The sequence below is a fragment of the Arthrobacter sp. NicSoilB4 genome (assembly GCF_019977335.1).
Lineage (GTDB): Bacteria > Actinomycetota > Actinomycetes > Actinomycetales > Micrococcaceae > Arthrobacter.
Genome location: NZ_AP024653.1, coordinates 3,260,893 through 3,278,504, shown reverse-complemented (window position 1 = coordinate 3,278,504; position 17,612 = coordinate 3,260,893). Strand labels below are relative to the sequence as shown.

Sequence of the window (17,612 nt, the reverse complement as noted above, 5' to 3'; positions counted from 1 at the left end):
CGGCAGGGTCAAGTATAATATTCGGTATGCCTAAATATTTGTTTCGGTGCGCCAAAGTTGTCCGCCGAGCCCCCGGTCTTCGCCTTGCCGGGGCCGCCGTCGTCACCGCTCTTCTCTGCCTGTCCCTGGCCGCGTGCGGCGGTGCCGTCCCGGGCAAGGCCTCCGGGGGAGGGAAGCCCGTTGTGCTGACCACCTTCACCGTGCTGGCCGACGTTGCGCAGAACGTGGCCGGGGACAAGCTGCAGGTCGAATCCATCACCAAGGCCGGCGCGGAAATCCATGGTTACGAGCCCACTCCCGGGGACATCCGCAAGGCCTCCAAGGCGGACCTGATCCTGGACAACGGCCTGAACCTTGAGGCATGGTTTGGCCAGTTTGTTGAAGGCCTGGACGTCCCGCACGCCGTGGTCAGCGAGGGTGTGGAGGTGATGTCCATCGGTGAGGATTCGTACGAGGGCAAGCCCAACCCGCATGCGTGGATGTCGCCGGTCAACGTCCAGATCTATGTGGACAACATGGTGAAGGCGTTCTCGAAGCTCGATCCGGATAATGCCGCGGTCTTCGAGGCGAACGGCGCGGCCTACAAGGCCAAGCTGCAGTCCGTGAAGGATGAAATGGTCCAGAAGCTCGCAACCGTCCCCGAGGCGCAGCGGGCGCTGGTGACGTGCGAGGGCGCCTTCTCCTACCTGGCGCGCGACGCCGGCCTCCGTGAGGTCTACATCTGGGCGGTCAACGCCGAACAGCAGGCCACTCCGCAGCAGATCACCAAGGCCATCGAATTCGTGAAGGCCAACAAGGTCCCCGCCGTCTTCTGCGAGTCCACGGTCTCGGACGCGCCGATGCGGCAGGTGGTGGGAGCCACGGGTTCGACGTTCGGCGGCGTGCTCTACGTTGATTCACTCTCCGAGGCGGACGGGCCGGTCCCCACGTACCTGGACCTCATCCGGCACGACTCCAAGATCATCACCGCAGGCCTGACAGGAGCGGCATCATGAGCGACCCGGCGATTCTGGTGGAAAACGTCACCGTCCACTACGGCGACGTCCTGGCGCTCGACGCCGCGTCGCTGTCCCTTGAGGCAGCCAGGATCTGCGGCCTCGTGGGTATGAACGGCTCCGGGAAATCCACGCTGTTCAAGGCGATCATGGGCATGATCAAACCCGACGCCGGCCGCGTCCTCATCAACGGGGAACCTCCGGCCAAGGCGCGCAAGGCCGGCGGAATCGGCTACGTCCCGCAGAGCGAGGACGTGGACTGGCAGTTCCCGCTGTCCGTCCGCGACGTGGTGATGATGGGCCGATACGGGCACCAGGGGTTCACCCGCCGGGCTTCCAAGGCGGACCGCGCCGCCGTCGACCTCGCCCTGGACCGGGTGGAACTGTCCGAATTCGCCAACCGGCAGATCGGCCAGCTCTCCGGCGGCCAGAAGAAGCGCGCGTTCGTGGCCCGGGGAATCGCCCAGGGGGCCACCATGATGCTCCTGGACGAGCCATTCGCCGGGGTGGACAAGCGCTCCGAGGCAACCATCACGCGCCTGCTGAAGGAGCTCGCCGCGGACGGCTGCACCATCCTGATCTCGACCCATGACCTGCACGCCCTGCCGCAACTCTGCGACGAGGCCGTGCTCCTGATGCGCAAGGTCCTGATGCACGGCCCGCCCGAGGTGGTCCTGCAGCCCGAGCACCTGGCCATGGCATTCGGCCTCGACGTCCTCAACCGGGAGCTTCCCGACCGGGACCTCCCCGACGCCGGCCTTTCGAACCAACTGGGCAGGAGCTGAACCGTGGATCTCTTCGACATCCTGCTGGAACCGCTGAGCTATGACTTTATGGTCCGCGCCATCGTCACGACGGCGCTCGCCGCGATCGTGTGCGCCGTCCTGAGCTGCTGGCTGGTGCTGATCGGCTGGTCGCTGATGGGCGACGCCGTCTCCCACGCCGTGCTGCCGGGCGTGGTGCTCGCCTACATCGTCGGGGCGCCGTTCGCCCTGGGGGCTCTTGTGTTCGCGGTGATTGCCGTGACCCTGATCGGGGTGGTCCGCAACACCAGCCGGGTCAAGGAAGACGCCGCGATCGGGATTGTGTTCACCTCGCTGTTCGCCCTGGGCCTGGTGCTCATCTCCGTCACGCCGAGCCAGACCGACCTCAACCACATCATCTTCGGCAACCTGCTCGGCGTCAGCATCCCCGACCTTATTCAGGTCCTTGTGCTCGGGGTGGTGGCGTTCACCATCCTGATCCTCAAGCGGCGGGACCTGACGCTCTACGCGTTCGACCCCACGCACGCCCACGCGATCGGCCTGTCCCCGAAACGCCTGGGGGCGCTGCTGCTGGGCCTTCTGGCGCTGACCTCCGTGGTGGCTCTGCAGACCGTCGGCGTGGTGCTGGTGGTTGCCATGCTGATCATCCCCGGCGCCACGGCCTACCTGCTGACGGACCGGTTCTCCCGCATGCTGGTGATCGCTCCGGTCATCTCGGCGCTGTGTTCCATCGCCGGCATCTACCTCAGCTACTACCTCGACACAGCCTCCGGCGCCATGGTGGTCCTGACGCAGGCTGCCGCCTTCGCCGTCGTCTACCTCTTCAGCCCCCGGCAGGGCCTGATCGGGACCCGGCTGGCGAAGGCCCGCCGCAAGAAGGCGGTGGCGCTCGCCGCCTGAGCAGCCGTCCGACGGCGGCACGCGCCGCAGTACCAGAGGAACAGCCGACGGTGTCATACTTGACGACGCAAGCCGCCACCGGGCCGGCTGGGCACCCAATTGCGAGGACTCCCTTGAGCGAACATCTCCATCTTTCGGGCGTAGCCCACGGTTACGGGGACCGCCAGCTGTTCGCCGGCGTCGACATTGCCATCACCGCGGGTGAGCATGTGGCGATCGTCGGCGAAAACGGCGCGGGAAAATCCACGCTGCTCCGGATTCTGGCCGGACTCGAAGTCCCGGACGAGGGCAGCGCCGTCAGCCAGGGCCGCGTTGGCTATCTTGCCCAGACCCTGGGCCTGCCTGCCCAGTTCACCGTGAGCGACGCGATCGACGCGGCACTGGAATCGCTCCGCGCACTGGAGGCCGAGCTGGACCGGCTGGAAGACGGGCTGGCCGGCGCGGAACCGGAAGAACTGGAGCGCTACGGAAACCTGCAGACCCAGTACCAGCTCAGGGAAGGCTACGCCGCGGAATCCCGGGTCGAGGCGGCCCTGGACCGGCTCGGACTGGGCGGGCTGGACCGCCTGCGGACCCTGGGCTCGCTGTCCGGCGGGGAGCAGGAACGCGTGGCACTGGCCTGCGTGCTGGCTGACCCTGCGGACATCCTCCTCCTGGACGAACCCACCAACCACCTCGACGCCAGCGGCACGGCCTGGCTGGAGGCGCGGCTGGCGGCGCACCGCGGAACCGTGGTGGTGGTCTCCCACGACCGCGTCCTGTTGCGCAAAGTGGCCTCAACCGTGATTGAGGTGGATGCCGAACGCCGGACCGTCAACCGGTACGGCAACGGTTACGAAGGCTACCTGCGGGAGAAGGCCGCCGAACGCCAGCGCTGGGCGCAGCAGTACCACGGGTGGCTGGACGCGATGGCTGCCGAACAGCTCCAGGCGGACACCGTCGCGGGGAGGATGGGCTACGCCCGCCAGCGCGACAACGACAAAATGGGCTTCGACTTCAAGGCGGGCACGTGGCAAAAGGCAGCCACCAGCAAGGTCCGCAATGCCCAGGAGCGGCTGCGCCGGCTGGAGGCAAACCCCATCGACCGGCCCCCGGTGCCCCTGAAGCTGGCAACGGACCTGCGGGCGGACGTCGCGACTGGCCCCGCCCTTGAAGCGAAGGGGGTGGCCGTGCCCGGCCGCCTGGAACCGACGGACTTCCGGGTCGAAGCGGGGGAGAAAATCCTCATCACGGGCCCCAACGGTGCCGGCAAGTCCACGTTGCTCTCCGTCCTCGCGGGCGCGCTGGCGCCGGCCCAGGGAACCGTCGTGCGGCACGGCCGGATCGGGTACCTGCAACAGGAGTTGGAGCTCCCGCAGCGCCCGGGATTGCGGCTCTTGCCCGCTTTTGCCTCGGGCCTGGGCGGCAACATCGATGAGCACGCCGAGGCGCTGCTGCGTCTGGGGCTGTTCCGGACCAGCGAATTCCATGTCCCGGTGGGCAGCCTTTCCGCAGGGCAGCAGCGCAGGCTGGCGTTGGCCCGGCTGCTGCTGGGCGGGTTCGGGACGATGCTGGTGGACGAGCCCACCAACCATCTGGCGCCCGTGCTCGTGGAACAGCTTGAAGCGGCCCTCTCGGACTTCGCAGGGACACTGGTCATGGTCAGCCACGACCGCGCGCTGGGGGAATGGTTCAACACGTGCGCGGGGGAAAACAGCCCCGGGAGCCGCCCAGGGGCTAGCGCCGGAAACTGGCTCCGATATGCCATGCGCGACGGCGCCCTGGCCTAGCAGCCGGATTCGCCCACGACACGAGCCGAACATAATTCGGCAATCCGGTCCTTATTGCGTCACTGATTAGCGATTGCACCCGCCTGATGTTGCCCGGGTCACGCCGGGGTCCTGAATGCTAGTACGATAGATGAGCCGCGCGAGCTTCGACACTTGTGAGGTTCGGTACATGCCTTGGCCCCTGTATAGGCCCGGGCCCGAATTTTGTGTACCTGAATCCACGGTCCTGTCCCGGCCATACCTCGACCTACAAGGAAACAGCTGTGCCATCAATTACCCCCACAGAACTTAAGAGCACGACGGCGCCATCCGCCGTCGTCGACTCGACTCTCAGCGCCGAGGGCTACAAAAAGTCCCTGAGCGGCCGTCAGGTCACCATGATCGCGATGGGCGGCGCCATCGGCGTCGGCCTCTTCATGGGTGCCGGCGGACGCCTGGCCTCCACCGGTCCGGCACTGATCTTCTCCTACGCCATTGCTGGCGTCATCGCTTACCTGCTGATGCGTGCCCTGGGCGAACTCATCATGTACCGCCAGACGTCGGGCTCGTTTGTCAGCTACGCCGGCGAAATGTTCGGCAAAAAGGGCGCGTACGTGTCCGGCTGGATGTACTTCATCAACTGGGCCATGACCGGCATCGCCGAGCTCATCGCGATCGGACTGTACTTCCAGTTCTTCTTCCCCAACGTTCCGGTCGAACTGACCGCCATCGCAGCCCTGCTGCTGCTCGTGGGTGTGAACCTCATGAGTGTCAAGGCGTTCGGTGAATTCGAATTCTGGGCGTCCTGCCTCAAGGTCGGCGCAATCGTCATCTTCCTGGCCGTGGGCACCTTCATGGTGGTCACCAACGCCCAGGTGGGCGACGGCAACGCCTCGGTCAACAACCTCTTCGCTGCTGAAGGCGGGATGTTCCCCAAGGGTGCCCTCGTCATGATCCTGGTGCTCAACGCCGTGATCTTCGCCTACAACGGGATTGAGCTCGTCGGCATCACCGCCGGCGAAATGCAGGACCCGGCCAAGGAAGTGCCCAAGGCCATCCGCGCCGTCGTCTTCCGCATCGTGGTGTTCTACGTCGGTTCCGTGACCCTCCTGGCGATGCTGCTTCCCTCGGACCAGTATGTCGCCGGCACTTCGCCTTTCGTCACAGTGTTCGGCCAGATGGGCCTCGGCTGGATGGGCGACGTTATGAACATGATCGTGATCACCGCCGCGCTGTCCTCCTGCAACTCGGGCCTGTACTCGATCGGCCGAGTGTTCCGCACTATGGCCAACAATGGACATGCTCCGGAGTGGCTGACCAAGATGTCCAAGAGTCACGTGCCGTACGCCGCCATCCTGGCCATCGGCGGCGTCTACTTCGTAGGCATCCTGCTCAACATCTGGCTTGGCGGCTCGCACGCCTTCGACCTCGCGCTGAACTCCGCGTCGATCGGCGTCATCTTCACGTGGGGCGCCATCTTCGCCAGCCAGATCGCGCTGCGGAAGACCAAGGGCAAGGTGTCATCCCTGCCCGCGCCCGGCGGAGTCTGGGCCAGCTGGGCCGGACTGATTGCACTGCTCGCCATCACGGTGCTGATCGGCTTCGACACCATGACCAGCAAGACCGGTGAGGTGTTCCACCTCGGCCTCTGGACCCTGGCGACCATCCCGTTCTTCGCGCTCCTGCTGTGGCTTGGCTGGCACAAGGTCAAGAACAACGAACCCAAGAACGCGCTCTTCAACTAGCCGTTCAAGCACCAACGCATACGACGACGGCGGGCCTCCGGTGAGGGGGCCCGCCGTCGTTCGTTTAAGGGGTGGCCGCGCGGGCGGACGCGGGGGAGCTTGTGGCTCGCGCGAATGGCGCGCCCATCTGACGAGAATGGCCGCTACCCAGGGTGGTTTGGCGGCCACTTGTGGCAAATCGGTGGAACCTTTGCCGTGGCCAGGGTGGTTTAGCGGCCTTGTGGCGAATCGGTGGACGCGCGGGGGTGCTGCTCGGTGCTGCGCCCGCGTGCCACTGCCTAGGAAGCGCCCATCTGACGAGAATGGCCGCTATCCGGGGTCGTTTAGCGGCAATTTGTGGCAAATCGGTGGGGTCTGGGCAGATGACGAGCGCTGCGTCCGCGTGCCCGTGCCCAGGAGGCGTCCATCTGACGAGAATGGCCGCTATCCGGGGTGGTTTAGCGGCCATTCGTGGCGAATCGATGAGCCCGGGTACAGCATCTGCCCGCGCACCCAGGAAAGACGGGCGCACAAAAAAGCGGCGTCGGACATCCCCCAAAGGAATGTCCGGCGCCGCCGTCCGAAGGACTAGTCCTTCTTGAAGGCGTCCTTGGTGTTCTCGCCGACCTTCTTGGCGTCTGCGACGACCTGATCCTTCTGGCCCTCGGCGCGCAACTGGTCGTTGTTCGTGGCGTTGCCGGTAGCTTCCTTGGCCTTGCCGCCGAGGTGCTCTGCTTCGTTCTGAATCTTGTCTCCGATACCCATGGTGCATACACCTTTCGTTTCCGGTTGAAATTCAATGTTCTTTCACCATAACACAAAGCATGCTTACTAATTCAAGAGGGCATTCGGGCCTGGGAGGGTGAAATCTGCGGCGGAGCCCGGCTAGGCTCGATCACATGGACCACAAACTCAGCCTGACCCAGCACGTCAACGCCCCGGTGGACAAGGTCTGGGCGGTCATCTCCGACATTCCGGGATCGGCAGCGACCCTGTCCGGCATCGATTCGATCCAGATGCTCAGCGACGGCCCCTACGGCGAGGGCACACGCTGGAAAGAGACCCGCACCATGATGGGCAGGTCGGAAACGGTGGAAATGTGGGTGTCCCAGGCCAACCCGCCCCGGAGCACGACGGTGAAGGCACTGCAGGGCGGGGCGGACTACACCTCACGCATGACGCTGGCCGACCGCGACGGCGGCACGGACCTGACGATGACGTTCGGCGCCGACCTGGTCAATCCCTCCCGGAAGAACAAACTGGCGATGGCGCTCTTCGGGAAGCTGGGCATGCGCATCACCCGCAAGGCCCTGGCCAAAGACCTGGCCGAAATCGCGGCCAAGGCCGAGTCGCTCTAGTGGCGCGGGGCACCGCAGCGTCCAAAGCGCCCAAAGTCGTCGGGCCACGGCTTAGCCCCGTCCGGCTGGAGGAACTTCGGGACGATCCGTCCCCGGACTTCCAGCCGGGGGAGCGGTACGACGGCGTCCGGTACAGCCGGGCATCGGCCGACGGGCTGGAACTTGCCGGCACCGACTTCGCCGAGTGCGAGTTCCAGGGCGTCTCCTTCAACGAGACCCAGTTGCGCGGCGCCAGTTTCCGCGACTGCATCCTTGGGGAGGTTTACGCCCCCGTGTTCATGGCGGCCCGGAGCACCCTGCGCGACGTCGAGATCGGCAACCCCCGGTGGGGTTCCGCGGAGCTCTACGAGAGCGGTTGGCAGTCCGTAAGGATCGACGGCGGCAAGCTCGACTATGTGAACCTGCGCGGCTCCAAGCTCACGGATGTCCAGATCAGCGACTGCATCATCAGTGAGCTGGACCTGGGTTCCTGCGCGGCGACCCGGGTGGCGCTGAAGAACTGCACCATCGGCACCCTCGACGTCGCCGGCGCCAGGCTCAAGGACTTTGACATCCGCGGCACCGACTTCCGTGTCATCAGCGGCCTGGAAAGCCTCTCCGGCCTCGTGATCGATGACTACCAGCTCGGCCTGATGGCCCCGCTCATGGCGAGCCATCTCGGCGTCGTGGTGGCGTAATCCTGCGGGGTTTGATTGACCCCCTCGCCGCGCCGTGTAATCTTTATAGAACGAACGGTCGGTAAATTGGCGCCAGCGGATTGAACGTTGATCCCGCCGCCGATGACAGTTCTTTCGATGACAGAGACGTTTATCGCGTGAAGGGTGTACCCATGGCGTCAGCAGCAGGACCACAGGCATTTCTCGTAGGCGGTGCCCGCACTGCGGTGGGCCGCTACGGCGGGGCACTCTCATCGGTCCGCCCCGATGACCTGGCCGCCCTGGTGGTCCGCGAGGCTGTGGCCCGGGCCGGGCTGGACCCGGACAGCATCGACGAGGTCATCCTGGGCAACGCGAACGGCGCCGGCGAGGAAAACCGCAACGTCGCCCGAATGGCCACCATCCTGGCCGGGCTCCCGCTGCACATCCCGGGCATCACCGTGAACCGGCTCTGCGCCTCGGGCCTGAGCGCCATCATCATGGCCAGCCAGATGATCAAGTCGGGCGCCGCGGACATCGTGATCGCCGGCGGCGTTGAATCCATGAGCCGCGCCCCCTGGGTGCAGGAGAAGCCGCAGACCGCCTTCGCCAAACCGGGCCAGATCTTCGACACCTCGATCGGCTGGCGCTTCGCCAACCCGCTGTTCCAGAAGGGCGAACTCTCCAGGGACGGCAAAATGACGTACTCGATGCCGGAAACGGCCGAGGAAGTCGCCCGGGTGGACGGCATTTCCCGCGAGGACGCCGACGCGTTCGCCGTCCGCTCGCACGAGCGTTCCCTCGCCGCCATTGCCGCCGGCCGCTTCGCCGACGAAATCGTTCCCGTGACCGTCAAGACCCGCAAGGGCGAGACGGTGGTCGACACCGACGAGGGACCCCGCGCCGGCACCACCATGGACGTGCTCTCCGGGCTCCGCCCGGTCGTCGCCGGAGGCTCCGTGGTCACCGCCGGCAACTCCTCCACCCTGAACGACGGCGCCTCGGCCATCATCGTCGCCTCCGAAGCCGCGATCCAGAAGCTCGGACTCATCCCGCGGGCCCGCATCATTGATGGCGCGTCAGCCGGCTGCGAGCCTGAGATCATGGGCATCGGCCCCGTCCCGGCCACCCGGAAGGTGCTCGCCCGGTCCGGGCTCGACGTCGGGGATCTCGGCGCCGTCGAACTCAACGAGGCCTTCGCCACGCAGTCGCTGGCGTCCATGCGCCGGCTTGGCCTCGACCCGGAGATTGTGAACCGCGACGGCGGCGCCATCTCCCTGGGGCATCCGCTCGGCTCCTCCGGATCCCGGATCGCCATTACCCTGCTGGGCCGGATGGAACGCGAGGACGCGAAGATCGGACTTGCCACCATGTGCATCGGCGTCGGCCAGGGCACGGCCATGCTGCTGGAGCGCGTCTAGTGGCGGGCCAGCCCGGCGGGTTCGACACCTCAGGCTTCGGCACGCTCCTCGTTGAAGAGCGCCCGGACCGGATGGTGGTGCAGCTCAACCGGCCCGAGGTCCGCAACGCGATCGACCAGCAGATGGTCGATGAGCTCCACCGGATCTGCGCCTACCTGGAACAGACCCCCAAGGTGCTGATCCTTACCGGCACGGAAGGCGTCTTCGCCTCCGGCGCCGACATCGCCCAGCTGCGCGAACGCCGCCGCGACGACGCGCTGCAGGGCATCAACTCCACCATTTTCGTCCGGATCGCCAAGCTGCCGATGCCGGTCATCGCGGCCCTGGATGGCTTCTGCCTCGGCGGCGGCGCCGAACTGGCGTACGCGGCTGACTTCCGGATCGGCACACCGTCCGTGCGGATCGGCAATCCGGAGACCGGCCTGGGCATCCTCGCCGCCGCCGGTGCGAGCTGGCGCCTGAAAGAGCTCGTGGGTGAACCGGTGGCCAAGGAAATCCTGCTGGCCGGCGCCGTGCTGCGCGCCGAACGGGCCCTCGCCGTCAACCTCATCACCGAGATCCACGAGGCACCCGACCTCATGGCCGCGGCCCACGCCCTGGCCGACAGGATTGCCGGCCAGGATCCCCTCGCCGTCCGGATCACCAAGTCGGTGTTCCACGCGCCCGCCGAGGCGCACCCGCTGATCGACCAGCTGGCGCAGGGCATTCTTTTCGAATCACAGGCGAAGTTCGACCGTATGCAGGCTTTCCTGGATAAGAAATCAGAGAAAAAATCAGCCAGCCAAACAGGGAAGCAGAAATAGACATGGGCAACTCCGTACTCTCCGCCAACCTTCCCGCGTCCGTCGGAGTCCTCGGCGGCGGCCGCATGGGCGCAGGCATCGCCCACGCCTTCCTGATCAACGGCGCCAACGTCCTCGTCGTCGAGCGCGATGAGGAGGCCGCCGAGGCTGCCCGCGAGCGGGTGGAATCGGCAGCGGCCAAGAGCATCGAGCGCGGCGCCATCGACGGCAACCTGGATGAGATGGTCTCGCGGCTCTCCGTGACGGTCGACTACGACGATTTCAAGGACCGCCAGCTGGTCATCGAGGCCGTCCCCGAGGACTGGGACCTGAAAGTCGCCTCCCTGCAGGGGATCGAGGAACGACTTGCCGCCGACGCCTGCCTCGCTTCCAACACCTCTTCCATCTCCGTCAACGCCCTGGCCGGAAAGCTGCAGCGCCCGCAGAACTTCCTGGGCCTGCACTTCTTCAACCCGGTGCCGGCGTCCACCCTGATTGAGGTGGTCCTCGGCGAGCACACCTCAGGGCAGCTGGCCCAGGCGGCCCGCGGCTGGGTCGAGGCGCTGGGCAAGACCGCCGTCGTCGTTAATGACGCGCCCGGCTTCGCGTCCTCACGGCTGGGGGTCGCGATTGCCCTCGAAGCGATGCGTATGGTCGAAGAGGGCGTGGCGTCCGCCGAGGACATCGACAACGCCATGGTCCTGGGCTACAAGCACCCCACCGGACCCTTGCGGACCACGGACATCGTGGGACTCGACGTCCGCCTCGGCATTGCCGAATACCTCGCCTCGACGCTGGGTGAGCGCTTCGCCCCGCCGCAGATCCTGCGCGACAAGGTGGCCCGCGGCGAACTCGGACGCAAAACCGGCAAGGGCTTCTTCGACTGGACCAACTGACAGGCGTCCACAGCCCCTACGATGGTGCGGTGACTTCCATCGCCCCCATCACGCTGACCGGCAAACACGTCATCCTTGAGCCGCTGAGCCTGGACCACCACGACGGCCTCGTCGAGGCGGCCCGCGACGGCGAACTGTGGCAGCTCTGGTACACCAGTGTGCCCGCACCGGAGCAGATGGCCGCCGAGATCGAGCGGCGCCTGGCCCTGCAGCACAGCGGCTCCATGCTGCCGTTCACCACGCGGCTGATTGATCCCGCCACGGGCGGACCCGGCCGGGTGATCGGCATGACCACCTACATGAACATCGACGCCGCCACGCCCCGGGTGGAGATCGGTTCCACCTGGAACGCGGCGTCAGCCCATGGCAGCGGCAGCAACCCGGACTCCAAGCTGCTGTTGCTGCGGCACGCCTTCGAGACGCTGGGCTGCCCCGCCGTCGAGTTCCGCACGCATTGGCTCAACCACCAGTCCCGCAAGGCGATCGCGCGGCTGGGCGCCAAACAGGACGGCGTGCTCCGCAGCCACACCCGCAGCGCTGACGGCGCACTGCGGGACACCGTGGTGTACTCCATCCTGGAGCACGAGTGGCCGATGGTCCGGAACGCCCTTGAGTTCCGGATCGCCCGGCAGCGGTAGCCGCCGCCGGGCTTTTACCCGCCGCAGTCCAGGTAGGACTAAGGGACCCGTGCCGCCGCCAAGGCCGCGGCGTAACCGTCCCTATAGCCGGTTGCGGTGGGGTGGAACGCGTCAAAGGGACTCAAACTGCAGTTGATCGCCAGGCTGCAAAGGCCCGCCGGCGCCACAATCCAGGGATTCGCGGAACCTATTCCGTGGCCGGTGAACTTGTCGGCGACGCTGACGTACCCGGCCCTGTTCACGAGTGCCGAGAACGCGATCGTGGCGTTGAGCAAGTCGGCCGCCGAATTCATCGACCGTGCCGCCTGGTTCTGTTCCGCGGTGAGCCCGGCACTGACGGTGAAGAGCCGTGGGTAGCCGGTCAGCACGATCCTGGCATTCGGGGCCTTGCTCTTGACGGTCGTCAGCATCTCCTTGATCTTGCCCGGCAGCTCGCGGAGCTTGACCACCACGGAGTTGTACAGAGCCGCACTGCAGGCCGGCGAGCTCGCCGAGGCCGTGCAGGCGAAGGCAACCTGTCCCGTGTCGATGTCGTTTCCGCCAACCGTCACCGTGACCACCGTGGCAGTCGCCAGCACCCCGGAGTAGCCGTTGGCCACGTCGATCACGTCGGTGGTCTTGGCGCCGAAACATCCCAGGTTCATTGTGGCGTTGCGAACTGCCGGGTAGGACGCCGCGGTCTGCAGGCAGGCGGCGGGAAGTCCGGCCGCAGAAGCTGTGTATGCCCCGCCCCCGGTGCCGGCGGCGTAGGAGTCACCCAGGGCGATGTAAACGGGGGTCGGAGGGGCGGGGGCTGCGGTCGCGGGAGCGGCGGTGAAGCCGGCGGTGAGGGCGATGGCGGCCACGGCACCCGCCAGCCGCCCGGACCAGCGCCTGATCGTTAAGTTATTCATAGTGGAGTCCCCTTGTGAGTCGCTGCGGTGGGAGAAGCCTGCAGGCGCACCGGTCGGTGGCGGCCAGCGAAGCCTCCCGGACTCCGGCTGGCGGACAAACTGTGCGGGGCGGCAGCGTTCCGCCCGGCACAGCCATGGGGCAACCGTACGCGCGGCCCTTCCCGCCGGAAACGGTAGGCGCTACGCGTTTGTCCGGGCGGGAAAGCGCCCGGGCTACGTTGATTTCCGGCTGTCGACTACTCGGACCACGTGGTTAGCTGGCAGGGTGGATGAGTTCTTGAAGCGTGTGGAATGGGACGGGGCGGTCAACGCGTGGCACACCGCCGGCAGCGTGTTCCGGATGGGACGCCGCGAATGGCTCACGGAGACCGGCTGGCAACAGGCTTACGACGGCGGCATCCGGACGGTGATTGACCTCCGCAACCCGGACGAAATCCGCCGCCGCGACACTGATCCCGTGGTGAGGGCGGAGACCATGGCGACGTTCGACGTCGTGCACGCCCCTACCGAGGATCCCGCCAACAGCGAGTTCCAGGCGCTGTGCGTTCCGTACCTGAACCATCCGGCGTCCTACGCCGACAATGCCCGGATCTTCCCGGAGAAGCTCGCTGCGGTCTTCAAGGCCGTGGCGGCGGCGCGCGGCGGCGTCGTGATCCACTGCTCGGCCGGACGGGACCGCAGCGGGATGATCGCGGCCATGCTCCAGGACCTCGCCGGGGCGGGTGAGGACGCCATTGCCCGCGGTTACGAGCGGGCCGTGCGCGGCATCAACGAACACCATCGCGTGTCCGGGGTCCCGCATCCGCATGAGCGGTATTTGCCGGAGGAAGCCCTCGCGCCCCTGCTCGAATCGCGGCTGGAGAGCCTCCTCCGGTTTGTGCGCAGCGTGAAGGCCGAGGAGTTCTTACGCCACAATGGTGTAACGGAACCCGAGTTGGCTGCCATTTGGGCCAAATTGGGGCGCTAAAGTAACCGGGTGAAGACTCCCAGGTTCCAGGTGACAGTGCGGGCGGTGGCGGCTGCCGCCATCGCGCTCGCGGGTTCGTTCTACGCTGTTCCCGCGCTGGCCGAGGGCGGGGGATCGGAGCCTGTTCCCACGGCATCGCCTGCAGCTTCCCCGTCGGCAACCGTCAGCCCGGCGGTCCAGGCTGATGCAACGACGGCGGCTGGCGCGACGGCGCCGGAAACTGCCCCGGCCACTGCGCCGGAAATCAGCGACGCCGGACTCGCCGAGGCGGTCCGGCGTGACCTGGGCATGACGCTCGAGGAGTTCAACGCAGCCGGCCAGCTGGCCAGGACCGCTGCCGACGCCGTTCCTTCCCTGCGGGAGCTCCCCGGATACTTGGGGATCAGCCTGCGGGACGGCACGATCCGCGTCGAAGGCAGCGGCACCGAGCTGCAGGCCCGGGCGGATGAACTCAACGGGGCCGGAACCGCGGCCGTGTTCGTACTCGTGGCGCCGGCGGCTGCGCCCGAGGCCGTCCCCTCCGCGGCGGAGCTGGTGGCGTCCAGCACCGAGCAATTGTTCCAGGCCTACGTCCGCGAGGTGGGGCCCGCCGCACTGCAGGCCGTGGCCTACTCCAGCGGCCGCTTCATCATCCGCACCGGCGGAAAGAATGTGGCCGAAGCCACCGGGCCCGCCGTCCTGGACCCGCAAGCCGCACCGGCGCCGACCGACGCGGCGCCCGGGAAAATCTCCCCGGCTGACTTCGTGGCCCGCTACGCCAATGTCCAGCTGGAGCAGGGGTCTCCCGTGACGACGGAAGCGGATGTTTACGGCGGTGAGGGCTACGCCATTGACCGGCAGACCATCTGCTCGACGGGCTTCGGCGCGTTCAATGAGGCGGGACTGCCGGTCGTACTGACAGCGGGACACTGCGCCGAAGACGGCACGGCGCGGAGCGCCGAGCTCGAGCCCCCGACGTCGTCCACTGCGGGTGGATCGGCGCCCCTGCCCGGCGCCCTGGCCCCGCTCGGCACCTTCGGCTTCAGCCAGTTCGGGGGCCTCCAAAACGCATGGGTCCTGAACCCCCTGTGGAACACGGGCGATCCGGGAGACCCCGGCAACGTAGGTACCGATATCGCCCTCATCGAGGACCTCGACGGCGGAATCAACGTCCAGCCGGCCGCGACCACCTGGGCAAGTGCTGCGAACCCCGGCCCCGCTGCGGTGAAGATCATCGGCGTTGTGGCTCCCTTCGAAGGCCAGGCAGTCTGCCGCTCCGGGCGGACCACCGGCTGGTCCTGCGGAAATGTTGCCGAAGTCGGGACTTATGTTGTGGCCGGTAGAACACCGGATCCAGCGGACCTCCGCGCCTTCAAGGGCTTCCTGTCCAACGATGTCCAGTCCAGCGGCGGAGACTCGGGCGGGCCCTGGATCAGTGGCAACTTTGCAGTGGGCACACACTCGGCAGGTGAGACGTCCGGGGAGAACTTCGCCATCGCCACGACCCTGCAGGACGCGCTCACCAAGTTCCCGACCGCTGTCCAGATTCAGCTGTTCCTGAACAAGCCCGAGCTCGTGGCACCGGAAAACCGGACCTTCACGGCGGGGCAACCCATCACCGGCCGGGTCCCGGCGGCTCCAGCGTCGGCCGTTGCCGCCAACTCCAAGGTGCGCATCACAGTCGATGGCCAGCAGCCCGTGGACGTGTCGATCGACAGCGCCGGAAACTGGTCTTTCCCTGCCCCCGCGGCTGCAGGCGAACTGACGTTCGCCGCGGAGACTGTCAACGGCTTCAGCCGCTCCGGCGCGGTTACTTCGGCAGTCAACATCTCTGACCTTGATGCTCCCGTCATCACTGACCCTGACGCGGGAGCGTCCTTGACGGCCCTCAGCCGCATCGACGGCACAGGCACCCCCGGACTGACGGTGAAGCTCACCGGCGACGTCAGCGGTTCCGCGGACGTCCAGCAGGACGGTAAATGGAGCATTCCGGTTACCGGGCCGGTCTATGGCCAGCTCTCAGTGCACGCCGTCCAGACCTCTGACGGCGTTGTGGCCAGTCCCTCCGTTACCCGGACCTTCACCGTCGTCCCGGGCGTCCCGGCCGTATCGTCGATCGTGGACGGCTTGCACTTCAGCCCCGACGCCCTTCCCGAGACGATCTCCGGGACCGGCGTCGACGGCGCCGACGTGGCAGTTTCAATTGACGGGACCCCGGTGGGTGCTGACCAGGCCGGGGCCGGCGGGGCCGGCGTCGGCGCACGCGCGGTGGTCCGCTCCCTGGTCCCGCAGGTCCTGGTGGCAGGCGGGCGCTGGAGTGTGCCGTTCCCGAAAGACCTCACGCCCGGGGCGCACACGCTTTCCGTCACCCAATCCGTGGACGGCATTGCCTCGGCTCCGCGGCTCGTGACCTTCACCATCGGCGCCCCGGCCGCTGCCACTGCCGCGGCACCCTCCGCTGCACCGGCAGAGCCTGGGGTTCCGGCTGCCGCGGCCGCCGTGCTTCCGGCAGGCACCGGCCAACTGCCGAACACCGGCGCCGGGCCGCTCCTGCCGACAGCGGGGCTCGCCGGCGGTGCGATCCTGCTGGGCAGTCTCCTGCTGGGCGGCACCAAGCTGGCTGCCGCACGGCGTCGGGCGGTCCGCTAACTGCCGCCGCTACTGGAAGTCAGCCAGCCAGAGGTCCGGGCCGAACACCTCGTATTGGATGTCTTTGGCCGGCACGCCGCCCGCAACCAGCGCGCTCCGGACCGATTTTAGGAACGGCAGCGGACCGCACAGATAATACTCGGCGTCGTCCGGGAGTTCCACGGCACTGACGTCCATAAAGCCGGAGAACCCGGACCCGGACGCGGGTCCGGGTCCGGCGGGACTTTCGGGGGGATTGAGGAACCACGTCGTCAATGTCCCGTCCGCCAAAGCGGCCAGATCCTCCCTGACCTGCCCCCGGAGCGGGAACGACGCCTCGCTGTCATCCGCATGCAGCAACAGCACCTGGCGCTGGGAACCGGACTTGACGAGGTGGGACAGCATGCCCGCCATCGGGGTGATGCCGATCCCCGCGCTGGCCAGGACCAGGGGCCGGTCCGTGTACTCCAGCACCACATCACCGAAGGGGGCCGAGAGCACCACTTCGTCACCCACCTGGACCTCGTTGTGCAGCAGCGTGGACATCTCGCCGTCGGGCGTCTCGAGTCCGTGGACCCGCTTCACCGCGAACTGCCGGTGCCGGCCGTCGTCGGCCTTGGTCAGGCTGTACTGCCGTGGCTGGTGCACGCCGTCGTGCATTGCCATCTTGATCGTGACGTACTGCCCGGGCAGGGACGGCTTGACCTCGCGCTCATCCATCCGTTCGACGACGAACCTGACCACGTCGTCCGTCTCCTGGACCTTCTCGGCCACCCGCCAGGTCCGCCAGATGGTGTCAGGAGTGAGGTGCACCGCGTTGTACAGCCCACGCTCCTTGTTGATGAGCAGGTTCGCCATCAGCCAGTAGACCTCGTCCCAGGCTGCGGCGACGTCGGGCGTGACGGCGTCCCCGAGCACGTCCACGATGGCCCACATCAGGTGGTCATGGACAATCTGGTACTGGTCCGGGCTCAGCCCCAGCGAGACGTGCTTGTGGGCCACCCGTGACAGGAGGTGGTCCGGCACCTGGTCCACGTTGTCCACGAGCAGGCCGGCGAACGCGGCAATGGAACCCGCTAGGGCCTGCTGCTGCCGGCCGTCCGCCTGGTTTCCCCGGTTGAAAAGTCCATCCAGCAGGTCCGGCCGCGCGTCGAACATGTGTTTGTAGAAGCGCTTGGCGATCTCTTCGATGTGCTCGCCCACCACGGGCAGCGTTGCCTTAATGACGGGAAGTGAGGTGTCTGTGAGCATGGTGGATCCCTTCCGGCGAGGCCGGTGATACCC

General features: G+C 67.0%; 16 protein-coding genes. 13 read left to right on the top strand and 3 right to left on the bottom strand.

Features of this window, described 5'->3' with window-relative positions; genetic code table 11:
• The first annotated feature begins 26 nt into the window (after positions 1–26).
• The 5 genes from LDO13_RS14935 to LDO13_RS14915 all read left to right on the top strand — a co-directional run bounded on the left by LDO13_RS14935 (position 27) and on the right by LDO13_RS14915 (position 6,152).
• Positions 27–995: a metal ABC transporter substrate-binding protein gene (locus LDO13_RS14935; protein WP_224047468.1), complete on the top strand. Its 969-nt coding sequence runs from the start codon at positions 27–29 to the stop codon at positions 993–995.
• On the top strand, positions 992–1,780 hold the full coding sequence (locus LDO13_RS14930) for a metal ABC transporter ATP-binding protein (protein ID WP_224047467.1): 789 nt from the start codon (positions 992–994) through the stop codon (positions 1,778–1,780). Before LDO13_RS14935 ends, LDO13_RS14930 begins: the two co-directional genes overlap by 4 nt.
• A 3-nt stretch (positions 1,781–1,783) precedes the next feature.
• Positions 1,784–2,659, top strand: a complete 876-nt coding sequence (locus LDO13_RS14925) for a metal ABC transporter permease (protein ID WP_224047466.1) — start codon at positions 1,784–1,786, stop codon at positions 2,657–2,659.
• Positions 2,660–2,772: 113 nt separating this feature from the next.
• Entirely contained in the window at positions 2,773–4,428 is a 1,656-nt protein-coding gene (locus LDO13_RS14920; protein WP_224047465.1) for an ABC-F family ATP-binding cassette domain-containing protein, read from the top strand.
• Positions 4,429–4,691: 263 nt separating this feature from the next.
• Positions 4,692–6,152 carry an amino acid permease gene (locus LDO13_RS14915; RefSeq protein ID WP_224047464.1) on the top strand — a complete coding sequence of 487 codons (1,461 nt, stop codon included), beginning with the start codon at positions 4,692–4,694 and terminating at the stop codon, positions 6,150–6,152.
• A gap of 567 nt (positions 6,153–6,719) precedes the next feature.
• Here the strand turns inward: LDO13_RS14915 and LDO13_RS14910 are convergent.
• Entirely contained in the window at positions 6,720–6,896 is a 177-nt protein-coding gene (locus LDO13_RS14910; RefSeq protein WP_224047463.1) for a CsbD family protein, read from the bottom strand.
• Positions 6,897–7,030: 134 nt separating this feature from the next.
• Between LDO13_RS14910 and LDO13_RS14905 the strand changes: the two genes are divergently transcribed.
• The 6 genes from LDO13_RS14905 (at position 7,031) to LDO13_RS14880 (ending at position 11,861) form a co-directional block, all read left to right on the top strand.
• The gene (locus LDO13_RS14905; protein WP_224047462.1) at positions 7,031–7,489 is read left to right on the top strand and encodes an SRPBCC family protein; all 459 of its coding nucleotides are present in this window, start codon (positions 7,031–7,033) and stop codon (positions 7,487–7,489) included.
• On the top strand, positions 7,489–8,166 hold the full coding sequence (locus tag LDO13_RS14900; protein ID WP_224047461.1) for a pentapeptide repeat-containing protein: 678 nt from the start codon (positions 7,489–7,491) through the stop codon (positions 8,164–8,166). The genes LDO13_RS14905 and LDO13_RS14900 overlap by 1 nt, the downstream gene beginning before the upstream one ends.
• 152 nt (positions 8,167–8,318) lie before the next feature.
• Positions 8,319–9,545 carry a thiolase family protein gene (locus LDO13_RS14895; RefSeq protein WP_224047460.1) on the top strand — a complete coding sequence of 409 codons (1,227 nt, stop codon included), beginning with the start codon at positions 8,319–8,321 and terminating at the stop codon, positions 9,543–9,545.
• A 71-nt stretch (positions 9,546–9,616) separates the two neighbouring features.
• Positions 9,617–10,348: an enoyl-CoA hydratase/isomerase family protein gene (locus LDO13_RS14890; RefSeq protein ID WP_224049802.1), complete on the top strand. Its 732-nt coding sequence runs from the start codon at positions 9,617–9,619 to the stop codon at positions 10,346–10,348.
• A 2-nt stretch (positions 10,349–10,350) separates the two neighbouring features.
• Positions 10,351–11,223, top strand: coding sequence for a 3-hydroxyacyl-CoA dehydrogenase family protein (locus LDO13_RS14885; RefSeq protein WP_224047459.1), 873 nt, complete (start codon positions 10,351–10,353; stop codon positions 11,221–11,223).
• A 29-nt stretch (positions 11,224–11,252) separates the two neighbouring features.
• Positions 11,253–11,861, top strand: a complete 609-nt coding sequence (locus tag LDO13_RS14880) for a GNAT family protein (RefSeq protein ID WP_224047458.1) — start codon at positions 11,253–11,255, stop codon at positions 11,859–11,861.
• A gap of 38 nt (positions 11,862–11,899) precedes the next feature.
• Here the strand turns inward: LDO13_RS14880 and LDO13_RS14875 are convergent, their stop codons facing one another.
• Positions 11,900–12,754, bottom strand: coding sequence for a GDSL-type esterase/lipase family protein (locus LDO13_RS14875; protein ID WP_224047457.1), 855 nt, complete (start codon positions 12,752–12,754; stop codon positions 11,900–11,902).
• A gap of 286 nt (positions 12,755–13,040) precedes the next feature.
• On the opposite strand from LDO13_RS14875, the gene LDO13_RS14870 reads away from it, so the two are divergent.
• Together LDO13_RS14870 and LDO13_RS14865 are read left to right on the top strand one after the other, a co-directional pair.
• Positions 13,041–13,721 (top strand): tyrosine-protein phosphatase, encoded by a 681-nt coding sequence (locus tag LDO13_RS14870; RefSeq protein WP_224049801.1) that lies wholly within the window; start codon positions 13,041–13,043, stop codon positions 13,719–13,721.
• A gap of 9 nt (positions 13,722–13,730) precedes the next feature.
• The gene (locus tag LDO13_RS14865) at positions 13,731–16,349 is read left to right on the top strand and encodes a S1 family peptidase (protein ID WP_224047456.1); all 2,619 of its coding nucleotides are present in this window, start codon (positions 13,731–13,733) and stop codon (positions 16,347–16,349) included.
• Between the two features lie 9 nt (positions 16,350–16,358).
• Here LDO13_RS14865 and LDO13_RS14860 read toward each other — a convergent pair whose 3' ends face one another.
• Positions 16,359–17,579 carry a globin domain-containing protein gene (locus LDO13_RS14860; protein ID WP_224047455.1) on the bottom strand — a complete coding sequence of 407 codons (1,221 nt, stop codon included), beginning with the start codon at positions 17,577–17,579 and terminating at the stop codon, positions 16,359–16,361.
• Positions 17,580–17,612 lie beyond the last annotated feature (33 nt).